The organism is Endozoicomonas sp. 4G, assembly GCF_023822025.1.
Lineage (GTDB): Bacteria > Pseudomonadota > Gammaproteobacteria > Pseudomonadales > Endozoicomonadaceae > Endozoicomonas_A.
This window is the reverse complement of record NZ_CP082909.1, coordinates 5,025,471-5,045,440: the sequence shown is the minus strand read 5'-3', so window position 1 is coordinate 5,045,440 and position 19,970 is coordinate 5,025,471. Positions and strand designations below refer to the sequence as shown.

General features: G+C 50.1%; 19 protein-coding genes. 13 read left to right on the top strand and 6 right to left on the bottom strand.

Annotated features, from left to right (window positions below; translation table 11 throughout):
* Nucleotides 1-67: 67 nt before the first annotated feature.
* Both sbcD and K7B67_RS19850 read left to right on the top strand, forming a co-directional pair.
* Entirely contained in the window at nt 68-1,378 is a 1,311-nt protein-coding gene (gene sbcD / locus K7B67_RS19855; protein ID WP_252177589.1) for an exonuclease subunit SbcD, read from the top strand.
* The gene (locus K7B67_RS19850) at nt 1,375-5,040 is read left to right on the top strand and encodes an SbcC/MukB-like Walker B domain-containing protein (RefSeq protein WP_252177588.1); all 3,666 of its coding nucleotides are present in this window, start codon (nt 1,375-1,377) and stop codon (nt 5,038-5,040) included. The genes sbcD and K7B67_RS19850 overlap by 4 nt, the downstream gene beginning before the upstream one ends.
* Before the next feature lie 17 nt (nt 5,041-5,057).
* On the opposite strand, the gene K7B67_RS19845 is transcribed toward K7B67_RS19850, so the two are convergent.
* The 3 genes from K7B67_RS19845 to tnpA all read right to left on the bottom strand — a co-directional run bounded on the left by K7B67_RS19845 (nt 5,058) and on the right by tnpA (nt 7,596).
* The gene (locus tag K7B67_RS19845; protein ID WP_252177587.1) at nt 5,058-6,719 is read right to left on the bottom strand and encodes an endonuclease/exonuclease/phosphatase family protein; all 1,662 of its coding nucleotides are present in this window, start codon (nt 6,717-6,719) and stop codon (nt 5,058-5,060) included.
* Nucleotides 6,720-6,770: 51 nt separating this feature from the next.
* Entirely contained in the window at nt 6,771-6,941 is a 171-nt protein-coding gene (locus K7B67_RS24010; RefSeq protein ID WP_346658281.1) for a hypothetical protein, read from the bottom strand.
* Between the two features lie 241 nt (nt 6,942-7,182).
* Complete coding sequence (tnpA, locus tag K7B67_RS19840; RefSeq protein WP_252177586.1) at nt 7,183-7,596, bottom strand: IS200/IS605 family transposase; 414 nt, start codon at nt 7,594-7,596, stop codon at nt 7,183-7,185.
* 24 nt (nt 7,597-7,620) lie between these two features.
* On the opposite strand from tnpA, the gene K7B67_RS19835 reads away from it, so the two are divergent.
* The 3 genes from K7B67_RS19835 to K7B67_RS19825 are packed head-to-tail and all read left to right on the top strand — an operon-like array spanning nt 7,621 to nt 9,411.
* Nucleotides 7,621-8,853, top strand: coding sequence for a transposase (locus K7B67_RS19835; protein WP_252177585.1), 1,233 nt, complete (start codon nt 7,621-7,623; stop codon nt 8,851-8,853).
* A gap of 18 nt (nt 8,854-8,871) precedes the next feature.
* Nucleotides 8,872-9,093, top strand: a complete 222-nt coding sequence (locus K7B67_RS19830) for a type II toxin-antitoxin system RelE/ParE family toxin (RefSeq protein WP_252177584.1) — start codon at nt 8,872-8,874, stop codon at nt 9,091-9,093.
* Between the two features lie 12 nt (nt 9,094-9,105).
* On the top strand, nt 9,106-9,411 hold the full coding sequence (locus K7B67_RS19825; protein ID WP_252177583.1) for a HigA family addiction module antitoxin: 306 nt from the start codon (nt 9,106-9,108) through the stop codon (nt 9,409-9,411).
* A gap of 19 nt (nt 9,412-9,430) precedes the next feature.
* On the opposite strand, the gene K7B67_RS19820 is transcribed toward K7B67_RS19825, so the two are convergent.
* Entirely contained in the window at nt 9,431-10,453 is a 1,023-nt protein-coding gene (locus K7B67_RS19820; RefSeq protein ID WP_252177582.1) for a Fic/DOC family N-terminal domain-containing protein, read from the bottom strand.
* Between the two features lie 218 nt (nt 10,454-10,671).
* Between K7B67_RS19820 and K7B67_RS19815 the strand changes: the two genes are divergently transcribed.
* Nucleotides 10,672-11,040, top strand: coding sequence for a helix-turn-helix transcriptional regulator (locus K7B67_RS19815; RefSeq protein ID WP_252177581.1), 369 nt, complete (start codon nt 10,672-10,674; stop codon nt 11,038-11,040).
* 59 nt (nt 11,041-11,099) lie between these two features.
* Here K7B67_RS19815 and argH read toward each other — a convergent pair whose 3' ends face one another.
* On the bottom strand, nt 11,100-12,494 hold the full coding sequence (argH, locus tag K7B67_RS19810; protein ID WP_252177580.1) for an argininosuccinate lyase: 1,395 nt from the start codon (nt 12,492-12,494) through the stop codon (nt 11,100-11,102).
* A gap of 141 nt (nt 12,495-12,635) precedes the next feature.
* Between argH and K7B67_RS19805 the strand changes: the two genes are divergently transcribed.
* Together K7B67_RS19805 and K7B67_RS19800 are read left to right on the top strand one after the other, a co-directional pair.
* Nucleotides 12,636-13,736 carry a histidine kinase gene (locus tag K7B67_RS19805; protein WP_252177579.1) on the top strand — a complete coding sequence of 367 codons (1,101 nt, stop codon included), beginning with the start codon at nt 12,636-12,638 and terminating at the stop codon, nt 13,734-13,736.
* On the top strand, nt 13,714-14,448 hold the full coding sequence (locus K7B67_RS19800) for a LytTR family DNA-binding domain-containing protein (protein ID WP_252177578.1): 735 nt from the start codon (nt 13,714-13,716) through the stop codon (nt 14,446-14,448). Before K7B67_RS19805 ends, K7B67_RS19800 begins: the two co-directional genes overlap by 23 nt.
* Before the next feature lie 31 nt (nt 14,449-14,479).
* On the opposite strand, the gene K7B67_RS19795 is transcribed toward K7B67_RS19800, so the two are convergent.
* A complete protein-coding gene (locus tag K7B67_RS19795; RefSeq protein WP_252177577.1) occupies nt 14,480-14,971 on the bottom strand; it encodes a DUF29 domain-containing protein in 492 nt (163 codons plus the stop codon).
* 223 nt (nt 14,972-15,194) lie between these two features.
* Here K7B67_RS19795 and hemC point away from each other — a divergent pair, with 223 nt between their 5' ends.
* From hemC to K7B67_RS19770, 5 genes are read left to right on the top strand one after another with little or no spacing between them, the layout of a single operon-like run.
* A complete protein-coding gene (gene hemC / locus K7B67_RS19790; protein ID WP_252177576.1) occupies nt 15,195-16,115 on the top strand; it encodes a hydroxymethylbilane synthase in 921 nt (306 codons plus the stop codon).
* Between the two features lie 13 nt (nt 16,116-16,128).
* Entirely contained in the window at nt 16,129-16,941 is an 813-nt protein-coding gene (locus K7B67_RS19785; RefSeq protein WP_252177575.1) for a uroporphyrinogen-III synthase, read from the top strand.
* Nucleotides 16,938-18,302 (top strand): uroporphyrinogen-III C-methyltransferase, encoded by a 1,365-nt coding sequence (locus K7B67_RS19780; protein WP_252177574.1) that lies wholly within the window; start codon nt 16,938-16,940, stop codon nt 18,300-18,302. The genes K7B67_RS19785 and K7B67_RS19780 overlap by 4 nt, the downstream gene beginning before the upstream one ends.
* Nucleotides 18,299-19,546: a heme biosynthesis HemY N-terminal domain-containing protein gene (locus tag K7B67_RS19775; protein WP_252177573.1), complete on the top strand. Its 1,248-nt coding sequence runs from the start codon at nt 18,299-18,301 to the stop codon at nt 19,544-19,546. Before K7B67_RS19780 ends, K7B67_RS19775 begins: the two co-directional genes overlap by 4 nt.
* A complete protein-coding gene (locus tag K7B67_RS19770; RefSeq protein ID WP_252177572.1) occupies nt 19,543-19,923 on the top strand; it encodes a DUF423 domain-containing protein in 381 nt (126 codons plus the stop codon). Before K7B67_RS19775 ends, K7B67_RS19770 begins: the two co-directional genes overlap by 4 nt.
* Nucleotides 19,924-19,970 lie beyond the last annotated feature (47 nt).

Below are 19,970 nucleotides of genomic sequence, written 5' to 3'. Positions count from 1 at the left end.
CGGCATGATGAAACCGATTACGTTATCACCTTTGCCGATATTGGCCTATCTCACAGATCAATGTTTCGTGAAAAAGGTACAAATTTCTCTTATTCTCTACGGTCAATCTCTCTTTCTGATTAATCTTCAACCCATGCGCATCCTCCACACATCTGACTGGCACCTTGGCCAGCACTTTATGGGCAAGAGCCGTGAGCCTGAACATCAGGCATTTATTCGCTGGCTGCTGGCAACCGTCAATGAGAACTCGGTGGACGCCATCCTTATTGCCGGTGATATTTTTGATACCGGAACACCTCCCAGCTATGCACGAACCCTTTACAATCGGTTTATTGTCGATCTTCAAAAAACCTGCTGCCAGCAACTGATTATTGTCGGCGGCAACCATGACTCGGTCTCAACCCTGAATGAGTCCAAAGATTTATTGGCCTGTCTGAATACCCATGTAGTGGGAGGCGTTACAGAAAACCCACAGGACCAGATCGTGGTTTTGAAGAACCATCAGGGAGAACCCGGCGCCGTCGTCTGTGCCATACCTTTTATTCGCCCCAGGGATGTTCTGGAAAGTCAGGCAGGCGACAGTGACACCGATAAACAACAGGCTCTGCAGAATGCCATTGCCGGACACTATCAGACAGTGTTCAAACTGGCTTGTGACAAAAACCTGCCAACCATTGCAACAGGACACCTGACCACGGTCGGTGGCCAAATGACCGAGTCGGTGCGGGATATTTATATTGGAACATTGTCGGCTTTTCCGGCCAGTGCTTTTCCTCCGGCAGACTACATCGCCCTGGGACACCTGCACCGTGCCCAGAAGGTCTCGGACCAGGCTCATATCCGTTACTCAGGCTCCCCCATCCCACTGAGCTTTGATGAAACTTCTGCCCGCAAACAGGTCGTGCTGGTGGACCTTGAGCCTAACGCTGCGCCAACCATCACCGAACTGGAAGTGCCCACCTTTCGCCCCCTTAAAAGTCTCAAGGGCAGCCTGGAGACCCTTCAGCAGGCACTGGCGCAGATCAATGACGACAGCTCACTCACCACCTGGCTGGAACTGGAAGTCAGCACTGACGACTACCTCACCGACCTGCAAAAACCGATACAGACCATGCTGGAAGACCGGAATCTGGAAGTATTAAGGGTGCGTCGAAAGCGTGAAATCAATCGCGCTGCCCTGCAAAGTGAAAGTAAAGAAACGCTGGATGAGTTGGATGTTGCTGAAGTGTTTACCCGGCGATTAAACGACGAAGACCTTGACGAACAACGCACAGCCACTCTCAGACAGGCGTTTGATGAAATCCTTGCCAGTCTGGATGAGCCGGATGACGACAACAAAACCGCTGAGCCTGAGAGCAAGAAGGAGTTGATGGTTTGAAAATCCTCAGTTTACGTCTGAAGAACATCAACTCGCTTAAAGGTGAGTGGAAAATTGATTTCACCGAAGATCACTTTCGCAACAATGGCCTTTTTGCCATCACCGGTCCCACGGGTGCCGGAAAAACCACGCTGCTGGATGCTATCTGTCTGGCTCTCTATCACCAGACACCGCGACTGAGCACGGTTTCTGCCAGCGATAACGAGTTGATGACACGTCATACCTCAGAATCCCTGGCCGAAGTGGAGTTTGAAGTTCAGGGCCAGGGCTATCGTTCTTTCTGGTCCCAGCGTCGGGCCAGGGGCAAAGCGGACGGAAAGTTGCAAAGTCCACAGGTAGAGTTGGCGAAGCTGGATGGCTCCATCATGACCAGTCGTATTAACGACAAATTAAAAATCGTCAGCGATATTACCGGTCTCGACTTTGGTCGTTTTACCAAGTCCATGATGCTGGCTCAGGGGGGATTTGCCGCTTTTCTGCAAGCCAGTGCCAATGACCGGGCCGAGCTTCTGGAAGAACTGACCGGTACGGATATTTACGGAGAAATTTCCCGCCGGGTATTTGAGCGGGCAAGAACAGAGCAGGAAACGCTCAACCTGCTTCAGGCCAGAACGGAAGGCATTGAGCTGCTGGACGACAGTGTCCTGGAACAGCTGACTAAAGAACAGACGGGCCTGACGGAATCCACCGGCAAAATACAGAGCCAGATGGATGAACTGAACAGACAGCAGAGCTGGCTGGAAAAGAAAGCAGAGCTTGAGCAAGAAAAACAAACATCCGGGCAGTTACACCAGCAAAACCTCGAACAACGGGAAACCCATCGTGAAACACTGAAAAAGCTGGACGAAGCGATTCCTGCCCTGGAAATAAAGCCAGTCTACGACCAGTTATCGACCCTGAAAACAGCGGCTGTCCATCGCCAGAAACAGCTGGATGAACTGCTGGTGCAGGAACAGACACTTAAGGAAGCTCTGATCAAAAAAGCACAGGCCAGCAAAAATGCACAGGAAAATCTGGAGCAGGTCAAACAGCAAAAAGCAGAAACTGAGCAACTGATAGCGGATCAGATCATTCCCCTGGATCTTAAAATAGCCGAGGCTGAGCGCAGTCTTGCCGAGCTTTCTGAAGCACAAAAAGAACTCAATAAAACGCTTCAGCTCCAGCAAGAGCAACACTCAACACGGCAACAGCATCACCAACAACTTCAGCACTCTCTAAAACAGGCTTCTGACTATCTGACACAACACGCTCATCACGAGAAGCTGGCAGAACAACTGCCTCTGTGGCATTCGCAGTTTGATCAGAGAAAGTCTCTGACACAGCAGATTCATCAGCTCAGACACTCGCTGCAAGAACAGAATACTCAGATTAAGAAAAACGACACCCGACGTCAGAAATTACTGGAACGGCAAACTGCCAGTCAGGAGAGACTGACCCAGTCCAAACACCTGTTGGAGCAACAGCAGGCTCAACGCCAGCATTGGCTTGGGGGTCAGGAAGAGCCTGCACTCAGGGAACAGCAACAAACCCTGATGGAAAAAGTGCCCCTGTGCCAGCAGCTAAAAACTCTGGTTAAGCAGCACCTTGAAAACCAGAATAGTCTCTGTGCAGAAAAAACGACGCTGGATGACAATAAAAAGAAACTGACCAGTGTTCAGACAGCATTGACCCAACAAAGGGATCTTTACAGAAAAGAAGCTCAGCATCTGAAAGATCTGGAAACCCTGCTGCTGCAAGAACAAAAAATTGCCAGCCTCAGTGAACATCGTCATCAGCTGAAAGAAGGCGAAGCCTGCCCACTCTGTGGCTCAACCACACATCCTGCCATAGAGAGTTATCAACAGGTAGACGTCGACTCCACTCTTCATCGACATCAGGAAAAGAAGCAGCTTGTGGCAGAACTGGAACAGCAGGGAACCCGGAAAAAGCAACAGGAAACGGAGCTGAAAACCCTGTGCACTGCGTCAGAAAAACGCATTCGGGAATGTCAGGATCAACAGGCATCGACCCTGGAAGAGTGGCAGCAGCTTTGTCAGTCATTGCACCTGCAACTGACTATCTCTGACACGGAGTCAGTCAACGCCTGGCTGAGCAGCGCAAGAGAGAAGATGGCAGCCATCAATGAGCAGGTCAAACAGCTGGACACCCTCAATCAGCAACTGCAAAGCACCCAAAAGACGGCCACTCAGGAACAGCAGCAGCTCGATCAGAAACAGTCGCAACTGGCTCTGTTGCAGCAACAATTGAGTCAGGCTTCAGAGCAGGTCAAAACCCTGAGTCAGCAGCTTTCCCGGCAAGAGCAGGAACTGAGCCAACTGGAGGCCAGCCTTCAGCAATCCCTGCAAACAGCACTCCCGACACTGGCAAGTCAGGACAACTGGCTCACAAGCCAGACAGCGTTGAAGGAGCGCTGGCAGACCTGCCATCAGCAGAGTCTGGAGCAACAGCAGGCGCTGCAAACGCTCAATCATGAGATACAAATGCATGAGCAGAATCTGGATCAGTCCCGGCAGCAGGCCGGGCAATTAAATCGGCAGCTGGATCAGATCAGCGCAGAGCAGGCTGATCGCAAAGATATGAGATTCACCTTGTTTGGCGAACTGAAGGTCACTGAGGAACGCAGCAGGATCGAGCAGGCCATTATCACCGCTGAACAAAACGTTAAAAACGCAGAAACGGCGTTCCAGACATCACAGCGAGCGGTCAGCGAGCTGTCAGGCTCTATTCAACAACATCTCAATGACCAAAAAGCTCACCAGTCCGAACTGGAGGAAAAAGCGACACACTGGCAGACCACTCTGGAAGACAGCCCCTTTGATTCCAGCGAACAGTTTCAGCAGGCGTTGCTTGCTCCTGAACAACGTACTGAGCTGGAAGCATTGAAAAACACTTTGGACAAGGCCATTGCCAGCAGTGGTGAGCGTTTCAAGCTGGCGGAAGCCACCCTGGCAAAACTGTTGAAAGAAGCCCTGACTGAGCAAGCCTCTGAAGAAATCCTGACCCGCCTGGGACAACAGACCGCAGAGCTGAGCCTGAATCATCAACGGCTGGGTGAAATCCGGCAGGCACTCACCGAAGACCAGAAAAAACGTCAGCAGTTGTCTGACTGGGTAGCCCGGATCAGCCAGCAGAAACAGCAGTTTGCCGTCTGGGAACATCTCAACAGTCTGATTGGCTCGGCAAAAGGCGACAAGTTTCGTAAGTTTGCCCAGGGACTGACCCTCGACCACCTGATTTATCTGGCCAACCAACAGTTACAAAGGCTGCATGGCCGTTATCAGCTACACAGAAAGTCCGGCGAAGCCCTCAGTATGGAAGTCATTGATACCTGGCAGGGTGATACTGCCAGAGATATCAAAACCCTTTCAGGAGGCGAGAGCTTTCTGGTCAGTCTGGCGCTGGCACTGGCTTTGTCTGATCTGGTCAGCCATAAAACCAGCATTGACTCGCTGTTTCTCGACGAAGGCTTCGGCACACTGGATCAGGAGACACTGGAAATAGCGCTGGATGCCCTGGATAACCTCAATGCTTCGGGCAAGATGGTGGGTGTTATCTCCCATATAGAATCACTGAAAGAAAGGATACCCACACGGATTGAAGTCAGGAAAGAGACCGGGTTGGGGTACAGCTCTCTGGACAAGCATTATGCCGTGGCCGGCTAGCCGACTATGCAGGTCTACTATGCAGGTCTGTCCGCCCCGGATGCCCCAGAAACAGGATTCATACTCTGCCTGAGTGTTTTTTCGAGCCGGTTAAGCTCATTCACAATCTCAGGCTTTTCTTTATGCTGAAACCTTAGATCAGCAATTTTACTCAGGGGATTGACGCCTGCGAACGCTGGATCAATGACATTCTCACTGATCTCATTACTGGGTTGATGACCGTAGGCACGCTTGAGTTTATCAACCAGCTCCTTAACCTCCCGGGCAGTAAAATCCTCCGGTTCCAGATCAGCAATGGCAGCGGAAAATCCTTCCGCTTCCCGGTAAATAACCGAAACCGGCAAATGGTCAGATAACCCGCTTTCCAGAGCATTGTTAGCATCAAGCCCCAGTTGTCGTATTTCTACATGGGATGCCCATTTTTTTTCAGTGTCCCCATGCACCAGCTGGTAGTCATAGATACAGCGCCCTGCCACGTCGGGGTGTTCTTGCCAGCGCTTGCTTGCCCACTGTTGAGGCATTCTGTTTCCGGCGCCAAGATACCATGACCCATTCGGCTCCTGACGATTTTCCTGCGCCTGATCGCTATCGACAAAAAATGGCTCGCTGCTGTCAGCCAGCCGGGTATCATTTTCTTCGTTATGGGTATCGTAGTAACCGTTAGAGAAATCTGGCCCCAGTGCCTTCATGGCGTTATCGTACTCGTGGTCTTTAGCCACCTCTCCCTGTTCGTCTGAGCGGGCAACGTTCAGGTCTCCCATCAGGAAGGTGCCGACATGGTATCGCTTATTTTGTTTGTCGTTATGGCCATCTTCTTCAACCCATTTTCTTATCTGATACAACTCGTCATTGCGAATCGCTTCATAGACTTCACCCTCCTTGGCCTGAAGGTGGGCATTATAAACCACGGCGGTTTTATCATTACCAAGATCCAGGACGATCCGCAGCAACCCTTTATTGGCCAGCTGGTCTTCTGCAGCCAGATCAGAGAAAGGCCGGAATGTTGCCTCTTTTACGGGATATTTGCTGGCAATGGCCAGGCCACTGTTCAATCCGGTTTCCCGGGGGGCAACACTGTGAACAATATGGTGGTAGTGGCCACTGAGATCCTGACAGAGCTGCTCCGTTGCCTGTTGGTCAAAGGCCTCCTGAAAGCAGACAACATCGGGAGTAATGTCAGGATTGCGGGTTAATGCACTGGCAATCTCGTGACAGCGCTGCTGTGATGAGCGCAGGTCGTTCAGATTACGGATAAACGACGGCATCAGGCCCGTGTTGTAGGTCATCAAATGCAGGCCCCGCTCAGGACGATAAGTGGTGGGTGGAGCATCAGACTGAATCAGGGAAATTTCTTTCCTGAACAGATTGCCGATCATGCGGAGGGAGAACCCCACTACTCCCAATGCTAATGAGGGCACCAGAAACAGTGTCACGGCAGTCGCCCGGGCCACCTTTCTGGCCAACAGCGGTACACTTTGCGTCTTGGAAGACGAGTCGCTTTTGCCCGGCCGGTCATGGGCAAACAGCTTTGTTGCCGAATCGGCTACCAGTGAAACCGGTCGTGACAGAAATCTCCCAACGAAATGGCAACCACGACCAAAGCGGTTGTGAGAATAAACGTACTGGTTATCTCTGGAAACAGAGTGGTTCTGTGCTTTAGGTGGCTCGACGGCAGGCATGCAATTCCCTCTGGTTTGTTAACCGCTTATACCGAGCATCGACAATTGTTCTCAGTACTTAAAGGCTTTTGTATTGTTTTTCCTTCGATTACTGACCAATAAATAATTGCTTCGCCCCATCTTTTGCTTATCCAAAAAATCCTTGCTGCACAGCTGATTGAGGTACTTGGTGGCGGTCAGTCGGTTTTTTTCGATGAACTCGATTTTTGTATAAGGTTGCAGAACAGATGGTTGAGAAAGTTCTTACTGTACATTTTTACGCTAGTAAAAATATTTTGGCACCGAAATGGTTACACTGTGCTAGTCTGTAGCCATATCAGTTATAGGTTGGCGGTATGGCGATCAAGCGGTTCCTACATAAAGGGCTGGAAGACTTCTTTTACGATGGTTCCACCAACATTAGTCGCGGGGTTCTCCATCCTTTTGCGAAGCAATAGGGTGGAGGGGGATAGCGAGCAAGGCGCTAGCCTTGCCCCTGGGACGCAAAGTAATTATTGACGGTATCGATATTTGCACCACCTGTACTGCTCACAAAATAAGACCTCGACCATAAAACGGGCTTTGTATAAAACCTCGACAACTGTTCACCGAACTCTTTTCGTAAGATCCGGCTTGTTCCCGTCTTCAAAGCATTAACAAAATCCGACAGTGCAGCAGTTGGCGGCAGCTCTATCAATAAATGAACATGATCACAGTTGTCCGACTCACACTCTATCAACTCCCCTCCCCACGCCTCGCAACGCACTTTTGCCATTTCTTTAAAGCGTTTAACCATTGCATCAGACAATACTTTGCGCCGGTACTTGGTAACAAGAACCAAATGGTATGAAAGTGCATAAGTGCAGTGATTTAGAGTTTTAATACTTGATTTAGTCATAGTAACCAATTGTATAATAGAGATATGGAACTACGCAAAGCAACTTACAAGCTATATCCCACAAAGCAGCAGGCCGAAGCCCTGAATCACGCTTTGCGGTTGCATTGTGAGTTTTATAATGCAGCACTTCAGGAGCGAATAGAGGCATACCGGAAGTGCCGTATATCCATTAAGAACAAAGACCAGCAACCGCAGATCAAGGTGATTCGTGAAGAAATACCGGAGTTTGCGACACTCAATTACAGCAGCCTTCAGGTCACTCTAAGACGACTGGATAAAGCTTTCTCAGCCTTCTTTCGTCGTGTCAACTCGGGTGTAAAAGAACCAGGGTTCCCCCGCTTCAAATCCCACAAGCGTTATCCGGGCATCGGCTTTAGCTCGCACGGTGATGGTTGGCGGTTCACTCCTGGAGAGGATTGGAAGCATGGACGATTGAGACTGACGGGTGTTGGTCACATACGTTGTCGCGGCAAAGCCAGAGTTGCAGGCAAGATTAAAAGCATGGAGCTTTTGCATCGTGGGGGAGAGTGGCTTATCAGCCTCACGATGGAATGCAATGGTGTATTAAGAGAACCGGCTAGCGGTAAGGCTTGCGGCCTTGACTGGGGAGTAAACAAGCTTCTCAGCGTTGCAACAGAATCCGATGGTTATCAGGTTGATAATCCCCGTTGGTTTCAGCAGGAAAGAGAAAAACTAAAGGCTCTGAAGCAAGCGGTTAGCAGAAAGAAAAAAGGCTCGAACCGATGGAAGAAAGCCTGCAAGAAGCTGTCCACTCATCACCGGAAAGCAGCTAACCGGCGCAACCATGAACATCATCAATTATCGGCTCAAGTAGCCTCGCAATACGCTCTTGTGGCGACTGAGAAATTGCAGGTCAAGAATATGACCGGCAGTGCAAAAGGTACCTCAGAGAAGCCCGGGAAAAACGTAAAACAGAAAGCAGGTTTAAACCGTGAGATTTTAGACACTGCGCCAGCGACCTTGCTGGCTATGATCGCCTACAAAGTGAAGGAAACTGGTGGGCTATTCATAGAGACACCGACAAGGAAACTTAAACCCTCGCAGCGTTGCCCTGTATGCTGGTCAGTGAAGAAAAAGACACTGAAAGAACGGGTGCATCAATGCGAAGTCTGTGGTTGCAATGAAGATCGGGATATTGCCGCCGCACGGGTTAATTTAATCTGGGCGTTAAATGAGTTGGGGTCGGAAACCGGCCTACACAGAGCTTGCTCTGTAAAACCACCACCAAATCTTTAGAATTGGTGGTGGTAGTTTATGGGAATAAATTCGAAACATGCGCAACGACTGACTACTCGCCTTGACCGTCTCGATGCTGCCACACAACCAGCTGATATGCGCTTGCCCGGATATGACTTTCACAAGTTAAATCCAAAGTCAGCCGGTCGCTACTCGGTGCACGTGAATGGCCCCTGGTGCATTACTTTCGAGTTTGAAGGCAGTAACGCAACCAATGTTGACTACGAGCAATATCATTAAGGAGAGTGAGCTATGAGCCGAACCAGAAACAGAAAGCCGACTCATCCCGGCGTGGTGTTCCGTCTTGATGTACTGGAGCCTGCCGGAATCAGCGTGACTAAAGCGGCTGAAGTGCTGGACGTTTCCCGCAAGCACCTGTCTGAGTTTGTGAACCAGAAAAAACCCTGCACCCGAGACCTTGCCATACGGATCGCCATTGCCACCAACACCAGTGTCGCCAGCTGGCTGAACATGCAAACGTCGCTTGATGTATGGGAAGCTGAACACCAGAGCTCTGACTTCTATATGGCTGTGGGTTCGCTGGCGCTTAAACCCTGACCGGAGAGCTGGCCTCCGATTATTGACCAATATCCAGAAACAGTTTAACCAAGGGTTCGTTAATATAATAATTGCTTCGCCCCATTTTTTGCTTAACCAAAAAACCCTTGCTGCACAGCTGGTTGAGGTGCTTGGTAGCGGTCAGTCGGCTGACATTCAGTTCTTTTTCAATAAACTCGATTTTTGTGTAAGGGTGACAGAACAGATGGTTGAGCAGGTCCTGACTGTACATTTTGGGTAGTTCTTCACGCATTCTATGCTTTACAGCTTGCATCTGGATTTTTATTTCACCGATCAGAGCAGTGGTTTCTTTCGATGTTTCCGACACGGCTTCAAGCATGAACAGCAACCAGGTTTCCCAGTCGCCATGGTCTCTCACTGCCTGTAATCGTGAATAGTACTGAGCTTTGTTTCGAATGATGTAGCGACTTAAATAGAGCACTGGCAGATTCAGTAACTGCTGAGTGACCAGGTAAAGAATATTAATGATCCGGCCTGTTCGGCCATTGCCATCGTAAAAAGGATGAATGCTCTCAAACTGAAAGTGAATAACCGCCATTTTTACCAGCGGATCATTGTCTGAAAGCTCATCATCATTCAGATAGGCCACCAAGTTTGTCATCAGTGACTCAACCCTTTCCGGGTTTTTTCGTAAGCCTGCCCGGTTTTCTTCCAGTGTTTGCTGAACATCGAGAATATCCTGAAAGCGAAGCATCCCTGTTTTCCTGACAGTGTCGAAGCCACGGCTCAATGCTCTGGCGTAACTTTTAACTTCTTTTGTTGCAGGGCTGTAGGGTGATTCTGTCAGGTTGTTTTTAAACAGCTCATCATGAGTAGTGACAATATTTTCCACCTCTGAGCTGTCTTTGGCTTCCTGAAGCGTCAGGGTGCTGATCAGGATGGCTTCGTTGGGAATGGAGCGTACGACGCCTTTCAGTTCTGCCAGATGCCGGTGGGCGACAGCCAGCTTTTTTAGTACCTGACGTGTTTCCAGCTCATTTTCATGGGCCAGGGGTAGGTCAGTCGGTTGATAAGAGGTCACAGTGACTCCCAACATGTATAGGAAAGTGCCATTTTCTATACATGTTATCAGAACGTGTATAGAAAACTGGTGTTTTCTATACATATCCGTTGGATCCCTATAGAAAAAAGTCGGGGTCGGTCACTTGAGGATAATATATGAGATACGTCATTGATGATTTGGATAACAGAGGTCAGGTTTACAAACAAAGGGAGAGGTAATCCCCCGGGAGAAATAAAATGGTAGAAATACTGAAGCATGAGGGCGTCCCGGCATTCGCAGTAATCCCGTATGCCATGTATGAAAAGCTTATTGAGCTGGCAGAAGAAAGCAAAGACATAAAAGACTATGACAACTTCTGGGAAAATCTTGAGAGCGGTAATGAGGAATTTATTACTTCAGACGTTGCTGATCGTCTGCTGAATGAAAACCCTTTAAAAGTCTGGAGAGAGTATCGTGATCTCACTCAGGATGCACTTTCTGAAAAGTCTGGAGTTTCTGCATCCATGATTGCCCAGATCGAAACAGGAAGAAAAACAGGTTCCGTAAAAACCCTTGCCAAGCTTTCTGAAGCGCTCAGTTTGTCTGTAGAAGATATTATCGAATAAGTGAACAACCCCGTACTTTGGACGGGGTTGTACCCAGCTTGCAGAGCAAGCCCCTTGCGCTAACTTTTGCTATTGGCAAGCTTCCGAGCCTGCCCCACGGCCCATCTTACCTGTTCAGGCGCCGTCCCCCCAATATGACTCCGGGCAGCCACGGACCCCTCCAGTGTCAACACATCAAACACATCTTCCTTAATGGTGTCTGAGAAAACGGTCAGCTCTTCCAGGCTCATTTCTGACAGGTCTTTTTTCTGCTCAATGCCGAAGGCCACCGCCTTGCCGACCACTTCGTGGGCATTGCGAAATGGCATCCCCTGCCTGACCAGATAATCCGCCAGATCCGTCGCGGTGCTGAATCCACGGCGGGCGGCGGCGGCCATGTTTTCTTTTTTGGACTGGATATGTGGAACCATGTCGGCAAAGGCTCGCAGGCAGTCCTTCAGAGTGTCCACGGTATCAAACAGGGGTTCTTTATCTTCCTGATTGTCTTTGTTGTAGGCCAATGGCTGAGATTTCATCAAAGTCAGCAGGCTGATCAGGTGGCCATTGACCCTTCCCGTCTTACCTCTCACCAGTTCAGGCACATCCGGATTTTTCTTCTGGGGCATAATGGATGAACCGGTACAGAAGCGATCCGGCAGATCGATAAAATCAAACTGAGCCGAGGTCCAAAGTACCAACTCTTCTGACATTCGGGACAGGTGCGTCATCAGCAGTGCCGCCACTGAGCAGAACTCTATAGCGAAATCCCTGTCACTGACTGAATCTAACGAGTTCCTGGATGGACGATCAAAACCTAACGCTTTGGCGGTGAATTCACGATCAATCGGATAGGTGGTTCCGGCCAGGGCCGCCGCTCCAAGGGGTGAGACGTTAACCCGTTTCCGGCAGTCCTGTAGACGTTCACTGTCTCTTACCAGCATTTCATACCAGGCCATCAGGTGATGTCCAAACGTCACAGGTTGTGCGGTTTGCAGATGAGTAAAGCCTGGCATGATGGTGTCTGCTTCCTGTTCTGCCAGTTCGACCAGACCGTTCTGTAACCTTTTTAACTCATTATCAATATGGTCAATTTCTTCCCTGAGCCATAAGCGTATATCGGTCGCCACCTGATCGTTCCTGGAACGTCCTGTGTGCAGTTTCTTACCGGCATCACCAATTCGGTCGGTCAGTCTGGCTTCAATATTCATATGAATATCTTCCAGTTCGGTGGACCAGTCGATGTTGTTGTTTTCGATGTCTTCCAGAATGCCTTCAAGACCGCCCAGAATGGCAGACAGCTCATCCTGGCTCAGAATGCCTGATTTTTGCAGCATACGAGCGTGAGCCATCGAGCCTTCGATATCATGACGATAAAGGCGACGATCAAAATCAATGGAGGCGGTGAATCGCGCGACAAATGCATCCACTCCCTCGCTGAACCTTCCACCCCACTGCTGATTGCTGCTATCAGACATTTGCTACCTCTTTCTTGGTATTCTGATTTTTCCGGCCAGCCTGTGGATGACTGAGCCCGGCTACGGCATTATAGAGTGAACTGGGTGAGTTTAGGTAGCGCACTCAACAAATAGAATAAACCAGATACAGGATGCTCCCTCTTGCCATTTAAAGTGACCAGAATTCGGGATGAGGACGACTTTTTCCTGCCGGATTTATGTTCTCCCAGTGCCGTCTTTATGCTGGTTCTGATTTCTGAGCTGTTTGTCCTGATCCAGGTGCTTACTTTGCCTGGCCTGGGCGATCTTGACTGGAACCGTCTGGCTATGACGTCCATGTTTGTGCAGTGGATCTCCCTGGTCTCAGGCGCTGTTCTTTGTCGACTCCGGCCCATTCTGAAGCGTCAGAAGCTGATGGTCATTATTATCAGTTGCCTTGGTGTCGCAGCGACAACCACTCTGATATTTACGCTCGTGGCTCAATGGTTTTTGTGGCGAGATGCTTTTATTGACAGTTATCCACAATGGCCGCAACTGGTCAGGCATGTCACCGTTGCCCTGATCATCACAGCCATGCTGCTGCGTTATTTCTACGTCCAACAGGAAGCCAGGAAAGAGCAGAAAGCCAGCCACGCTGCCCGCTTTGAGGCGTTGCAGGCTCGCATCCGCCCTCACTTTCTTTTTAACTCGATGAACATCATCGCCAGCCTGATTCATATCGATCCGGACAAGGCCGAACAGGCCGTTGAAGATTTGTCGGATCTGTTTCGCTCCAGCCTTCAGGATCATGGCAACAGCATTGCCCTGAGCAGAGAGATCGAGCTGTGTCAGCGCTATTTGCGCATTGAGCAGCACCGATTGGGAAACCGTCTGCAAACCCGGTGGAATATTGAGTTAATCCCTGAAGATGTCGATATTCCACCCCTGACATTGCAGCCCATTGTTGAAAACGCGGTTTATCATGGTATCCAGCCACTGGAAAAAGGTGGCACCGTGAGTGTAGATATTGGCAGGAGCAACGATAACATCACTATCAGAGTCCGAAACCCGGTTCAGAGCAACCCTTCCGGCTATGCCAGGGGAGCTCAGGGCAATCAGTTGGCTCTGGTCAATATCCGCTCCAGACTGAATATGCTTTTTGGTAACAAAGCCAGTGTAGAAGCTCAGCTGTTTGAGGGTGAGAGTGGAGATACCCAGGAGTTTGAAACTTTGATCACTTACCCTTACGGTGGCGATAACCATGAACATACTGATCACCGATGATGAACCGCTGGCAAGAGACCGTCTGCGACACCTGCTGGGACGTTTAGAGGGCTTTCAGGCTCTGGAACACGATGCAGGGAATGGCCTTGAAGCCCTTGAGCTTTGTCGTAAATACCAGCCCGATATTGTCCTGATGGATATTCGTATGCCTGTTATGGGAGGTCTGGAGGCAGCCGCTCATATCAGTAAGCTGGAGCATCCGCCTGCGGTGATTTTCTGCACTGCTTATGATACTCACGCGATTGAAGCTTTTCAGGTTCAGGCGGTGGGCTATCTGCTTAAGCCGGTGAAACTCGAAGAGCTGCAACGAGCCCTGGTTGGCGCCGCTAAAGTCAATCGTCTGCAACTGGCCAGCCTGAAAGATGATCTGGATGATAACGCTCGCAGCCATATTGCTGCCAAGACCCTCAAGGGCATAGAGCTGGTACCCCTGGATGATATCTACTACTTCATGGCAGACAGCAAATACATCACGGTTTATCACAAGAACGGTGAAGTGCTCATTGATGACCCGCTGAAAAACCTGGAATCTGAATTTAATGCCAGATTTGTTCGTATCCACAGAAATGCCCTGGTGGCCAGAAAGGCCATAGAGAGGATGGTGCGTGACGAGCAGGGCCATTACTTTATCTGGCTCAGTGGGGTCGAAGAGCCGCTGTCAGTAAGTCGCCGACATGTACCTCTGATGAAGAAGTTTATGCAGTCGCTGTGAAGCTTCTCGGTCAGGCTCCTTGGTGCCAGACTTAATTAAGTCTGGCTTTAGGTAAAAAGTCTTCGCCCATCACCTGCTCGAGTGTCCATGGGCAATCTTCGGGGAAGTCTTTCGCGGTAAAATGTCTTGAATCCAAATAACTGTTTAACCCCTTGGCAGCCAATATCCGGGCCTGTTGATAGGCTTCAAGGTAAATAGCCTGTTGCTTTGATTTCAGGTTAGGATTATCGGTCAGAACTGCTGCTGCGGAATACCTCTGAATTTGAATGGTATCCACCCAGCTGCGAAACCAATGGTCTATGTCCCTGAGGTCATTAACCTGATTCTGCTGAAAGTCCCATTTTAACAAGTGGCTCAATAACTGAATAAGATGTCTTTTGAACGCTCTCGGCTCACTTTTTCCCATGTCTGCAACTTCTTCCAGCAAGTTTTCAAGGTCAAGCTCATCAAAACGTCTGGCAGCCAGCAGCTTTTTCTGCTCTTCCACCCAGAGCATATAATCGGTTCTATATAGGTCTGTCATAAGTGCCTCCAGTGGAATTACAAGCTAGTTGTTATTTTACCTTCCGGCAACTGTCTGTGAAAAAAGTAAATGTTGGTCACAACTGCAGACTATCGTATTATCCCAATCTTCATAAATGAGTGAATCTGTTCGCTGGCCTTATGCTGGTATCAATCAGACCATTCCGCAAGGTTCAAAGCACCACTCAGCCATCGTTGTCCTTTTATTGATTGCAAGTCTCCTCATGAAAACCATCCGCATCGCGACAAGAAAAAGTGCCCTGGCCCTCTGGCAGGCTGAATACGTAAAAGAGCGCCTGGAGCACTTTCATCCCGGTATCCGGGTAGAGCTGGTAAAAATGACCAGCAAGGGGGATCGGATCCTGGATTCACCTCTGGCTAAAATCGGTGGCAAAGGCCTGTTCGTTAAAGAATTGGAAACCGCCCTGCTGGAGAACAGGGCTGACATTGCCGTGCACTCCATGAAAGATGTACCCATGGAGTTTCCTCAGGGACTTCAGCTGGGTGTTATCTGCCCCCGGGAAAATCCGCTGGATGCCTTTGTTTCCAACACCTATAAACAGCTGGACGAGCTGCCTGAAGGTGCTACCGTAGGAACCTCCAGTCTGCGCCGCCAATGCCAGATACTGGCAAAAAGACCTGACCTGAAGATTGAGTTCCTGCGGGGCAACGTTAACACCCGTCTGGCCAAACTGGACGATGGCCAGTATGACGCCATTATTCTTGCCGCAGCAGGATTGATCAGACTGGGGATGAAAGACCGGATCAAAACCACCCTGCCTTCTGAACTGAGCCTGCCCGCCGCAGGTCAGGGAGCTGTGGGTATTGAGATTCGTGCCAACGATGAAGCCATTAAACCCTTGCTGGCGCCACTGCATCATGAAGACACAGCAATACGAGTGCTGGCAGAACGCGCTATGGTGCGCAGATTAAATGGTGGCTGTCAGGTGCCCATAGGTTGCTACTCTGAACTCGCCAACGACCAGCTCTATATCCGGGGGCTGGTGGGTCAGCCCGATGGTAAAGTCATACTGAGTGCAGAAGTCTATTGTGCACCTGCCGATGGCCAGCAAGGGGGTATCGGGCTGGCAGAATCCCTGCTGCAGCAAGGTGCAGACCGCATTCTCTCAGAGTTGCTGCATTAATGTGAGCCATGTCATGATGAACAGCCGTGAGCCTGACAACAGCCGTGAGCCCTTTAACAGCCGTGAGATCAGAGTTTTGGTCACTCGCCCTGAAGAGCAGGCTAAACCACTGGTTGCCATGATTCAGAGTCAGGGGGCCATGGCATGGTCTTTACCGATGATCCATATTCAGCCGGTGACAGAGAATCAGGCACTGCGAGACCGGATATTACAGCTGGATCAGTACCGTAAAGTCATTGTCATCAGCCAGAATGCCGCCAGGCTGGGTCTGCAACATATAGAGAATTACTGGCCACAAATGCCGGTAAAGATCGACTGGTATGCCGTTGGCTCAAAAACACGGCAATGGCTTAACAATAATGACATTGAGGCTGTCTGCCCGGAGATCGAAAAAAAGTCCGCAGACAGTGAGGCTCTGCTGCAACTGGAGAGCCTTCAGCAGGTCAGCGGAGAAAAAATACTGATTCTGAAAGGCAAAGGTGGCAGGGCACTGCTGGAGACCACCCTCAAAAATCGGGGGGCTGAGGTGGATTGCCTGGCACTGTACGAACGCCAGAAGCCGGATTACCCACAAGATTGTCTGAACCGACTGATTAAAGATCATGGGATTAATGTCATACTGACCAGCAGTGGCGAGCTTCTGGCCAATACTGCAGACTACCTTGCTCCGGCTTTAAGCCGGGAGTGCTGTCTGGTGGTCCCCAGCGAAAGAGTTGCCAGAATGCCAGAGGCTCAGGCATTTAAACGGGTTTATATTGCCCGGGGTGCCAACAATCAAGCCATGGTCTCGGTACTGAACCGGATTAACAGCGAAGGGTTAACGTGAGCAAGAAAGATCAAAACGCCAGAAAACTCGAGCAGGTCGAACCGAAAGAGCCGACCGGGTCAGCGGAGTCTTCCAGGAAAGAGGAAAGCAAGCCGACTCCGGCAAGCTCCAGAAAAAAGCCTCAGAAATCAGCATCAAAGCCAGGACGAAAGCTTACTATTCTGGCCTTGCTGATTGCGGCCACGGCGCTGGGTATAAGTGGCAATGTCAGCTGGCAGCTGATGCAACTGGAGCAAAAACAACCCGCCCTGATCGCCGGACAGGAACAGCAACAAGCCCAGATTGCCCGGGTTCAGGCCAGACTCACTGAGATAAACGGTGAACTGACCCCCATCAAAACCGGACTCAGGGAGCAGGAAGATCGAAGTGAACGCCTGCTGAGTCGCACCGACAGTCTGACCCGGGACCTTCAGGACCTTACTGGCGGCAGTCAGGATGGCTGGAAGCTGGCAGAAGTCGAATACCTGCTCCGACTCGCCAATCAGCGGCTGCTGATGTCATCGGATACCCAATCCGCCAAGGCGCTTCTTAACGGCGCCGATCAATTGTTGCTTGAGCTGGATAACTATAACCTGTACCCCGTGCGGGAAGCCTTGGCAGAAGACATTGCTTCTCTTAACAGCCTCCCGGATTTCGATCAGGAAGGTCTTTACCTGAAGCTTGAAGCGCTCACCCACCAGATTGCGCAACTGCCTCTGACGGAAAAAGAAATCCTGAAAGAACCTTTAGCCACCGCTTCAAAATCCTCTGAGGTTCCATCCACAGGCACTTTATCCACAGGTACTTTATCCACAGGCACTTTATCTACAGATACTTCATCCACAAGCACTTCACCCACAGAAACGGCCAGCTGGCAGACTGTCGTCCTCGCAATGCTGAATAATACCTGGGAACGTTTTGTCAGCCTGTTCAGATTCATCCCTGACCGTGATCAAAAAATCACTGCACTGCTGTCACCCGAAGAGAATATTTTGATTCGCCAAAACCTTCAGCTGATGCTGGAACAGGCTAAGTTATCCGTTCTTACCAGGGATCAGGCTATCTACGACAGCAGTTTGCAACAGGCCTCAAACTGGATAGCAAAATACTTCTCCCTGTCAGGCGCTCAGGCTACCGCAGTAATGGATGAGCTAAAGGTTTTAGAGAAAGTCGCCGTAAAACCGGCAACCGTCCATATCAGCCGTGCTCTGAATTTACTGAAGTCCAGCCAGATAAACGATACACCGAAGAATGAAAAAAGCACCTCAGGGCAAACGGAACCTGCTGGTGCTTTAGAAGAGCTTCAGCCCAAGGGAGAGCTTCAGCCCAAGGGAGAGCTTCAGCCCAAAGAAGAGCCCCAGTCAGAGGAGCCCCGGATATGAAGAGTTTTATCCTCTTTCTGGTGATTCTGGGCGTTACTTTTGGTCTGGCAAACGCCATGATCAACGACAGTGGCTATGTGCTTATCTCCTACAACACCGCTACCTTCGAAAGCACATTGTGGGGACTGTTTCTGCTGATAGGGCTTGCCATAGCGGCACTCTGGCTGGTCTGGATCATCCTGAAGCTGATTTTCGGTGTTACGGGTTTTATCTACCCAATGACTTCGGGTGCCAAAGCAATACAAGCCCGCAAAATGACTACCCGTGGTTTTGTCGAGCTGACCCAGGGACACTGGAAAAAAGCAGAGCGACTGCTTTCGCAGGCGGCGGACTACGGCACCTCACCTTTACTGAATTATCTGGCTGCTGCTCGGGCAGCTCATGAAAATGGAAACCTTGAAGCCGCCGCTGAGTACCTTCGCCGGGCCGATCACAAAGAGCCCGGTGCCGAGTTGGCGATTGGTATTACCCAGGCGCAACTTCAGTTGTCATCAGGTCAACTGGAGCAGGCACTGGCAACGCTGACCAAGCTGCACAAGCAAGTCCCACGACATGCCTACGTTCTGAAAATGCTGAAGCAGGTTTATAGCCGCCTGAACGACTGGCAATCGCTTGCGGCGCTGTTACCCAAGCTGAAAAAGCACAAAGTGGTTTCCGATGAAGAGCATCGCAGCCTTGAGCTGCAATGCTTTGAAGCGCTTTTCAATCAGGCCTTTAACAATGGTCGCAGTTTTACCTCTGTGGACCAGAGAACAAAGCCAGCCACCCAAATCTGGAACAGTTTGTCGGCTGGCCAGAAGCGTCATTCTGCCATGATCTACCGGTATGCAAAGTGCCTGACGGACCTGGGAGCAGAAGAGAAAGCAGAGGCTTTGCTTCGGGACAACCTGAACAAGCATTACAGCAGCGAGATAGCGTTGTTGTATGGAAAAATCAAAGGCAAGGATTTGGGCAAGCAATTGCATTTTGCCGAAACCCTGCTTAATGAAAGACCTAACGATGCCGACCTGCTACTAACCCTTGGTCGTCTATCCCTGCGAAATGAACTTTGGGGTAAAGCCAGGGAATACTTTGAAGCCAGCCTGAGACTCAGTAAACGGGTTGATACCTATAATGAGCTGGGACGTCTTCTGGCTCATATGGACGATCATCAAAGCAGCTCTCTGTTTTTTCAGGAAGGTTTGAGACTGGCAGCGGGCAGTGTTGTTGATGTGTTACCTGCAAAAGTTATGGACAAGAAATGACGCAACGCTATCTTTTACCCGGTGCCCTCTGTGGTTTGCTGTCAGTGGCTCTGGGCGCATTCGGTGCCCATGCTCTGAAGGATCAGCTTTCTGAACGCTATCTGGAAGTGTGGGCAACCGCAACGGATTACCAGTTTTACCACAGTCTGGCCCTGGTTCTGGTGGCTGTTCTTGCTATCCATTTTAAAGATTCGAAAAAACTGAGATGGAGCGCCAGATTGTTTCTGGCAGGCATTATCCTTTTTTCTGGCAGTCTTTATATGCTTGCCGTTACTGGCATTGGCTGGTTGGGTGCGATCACTCCGATAGGTGGTGTCTCGTTTATGCTGGGCTGGCTTTTTTTGGCTATCTTTGCTGTTACTGAACTTTCGGATTAATGTTTTTGATAGTTCCATACTTTTCAACGATCATCCTGCCGTAATTT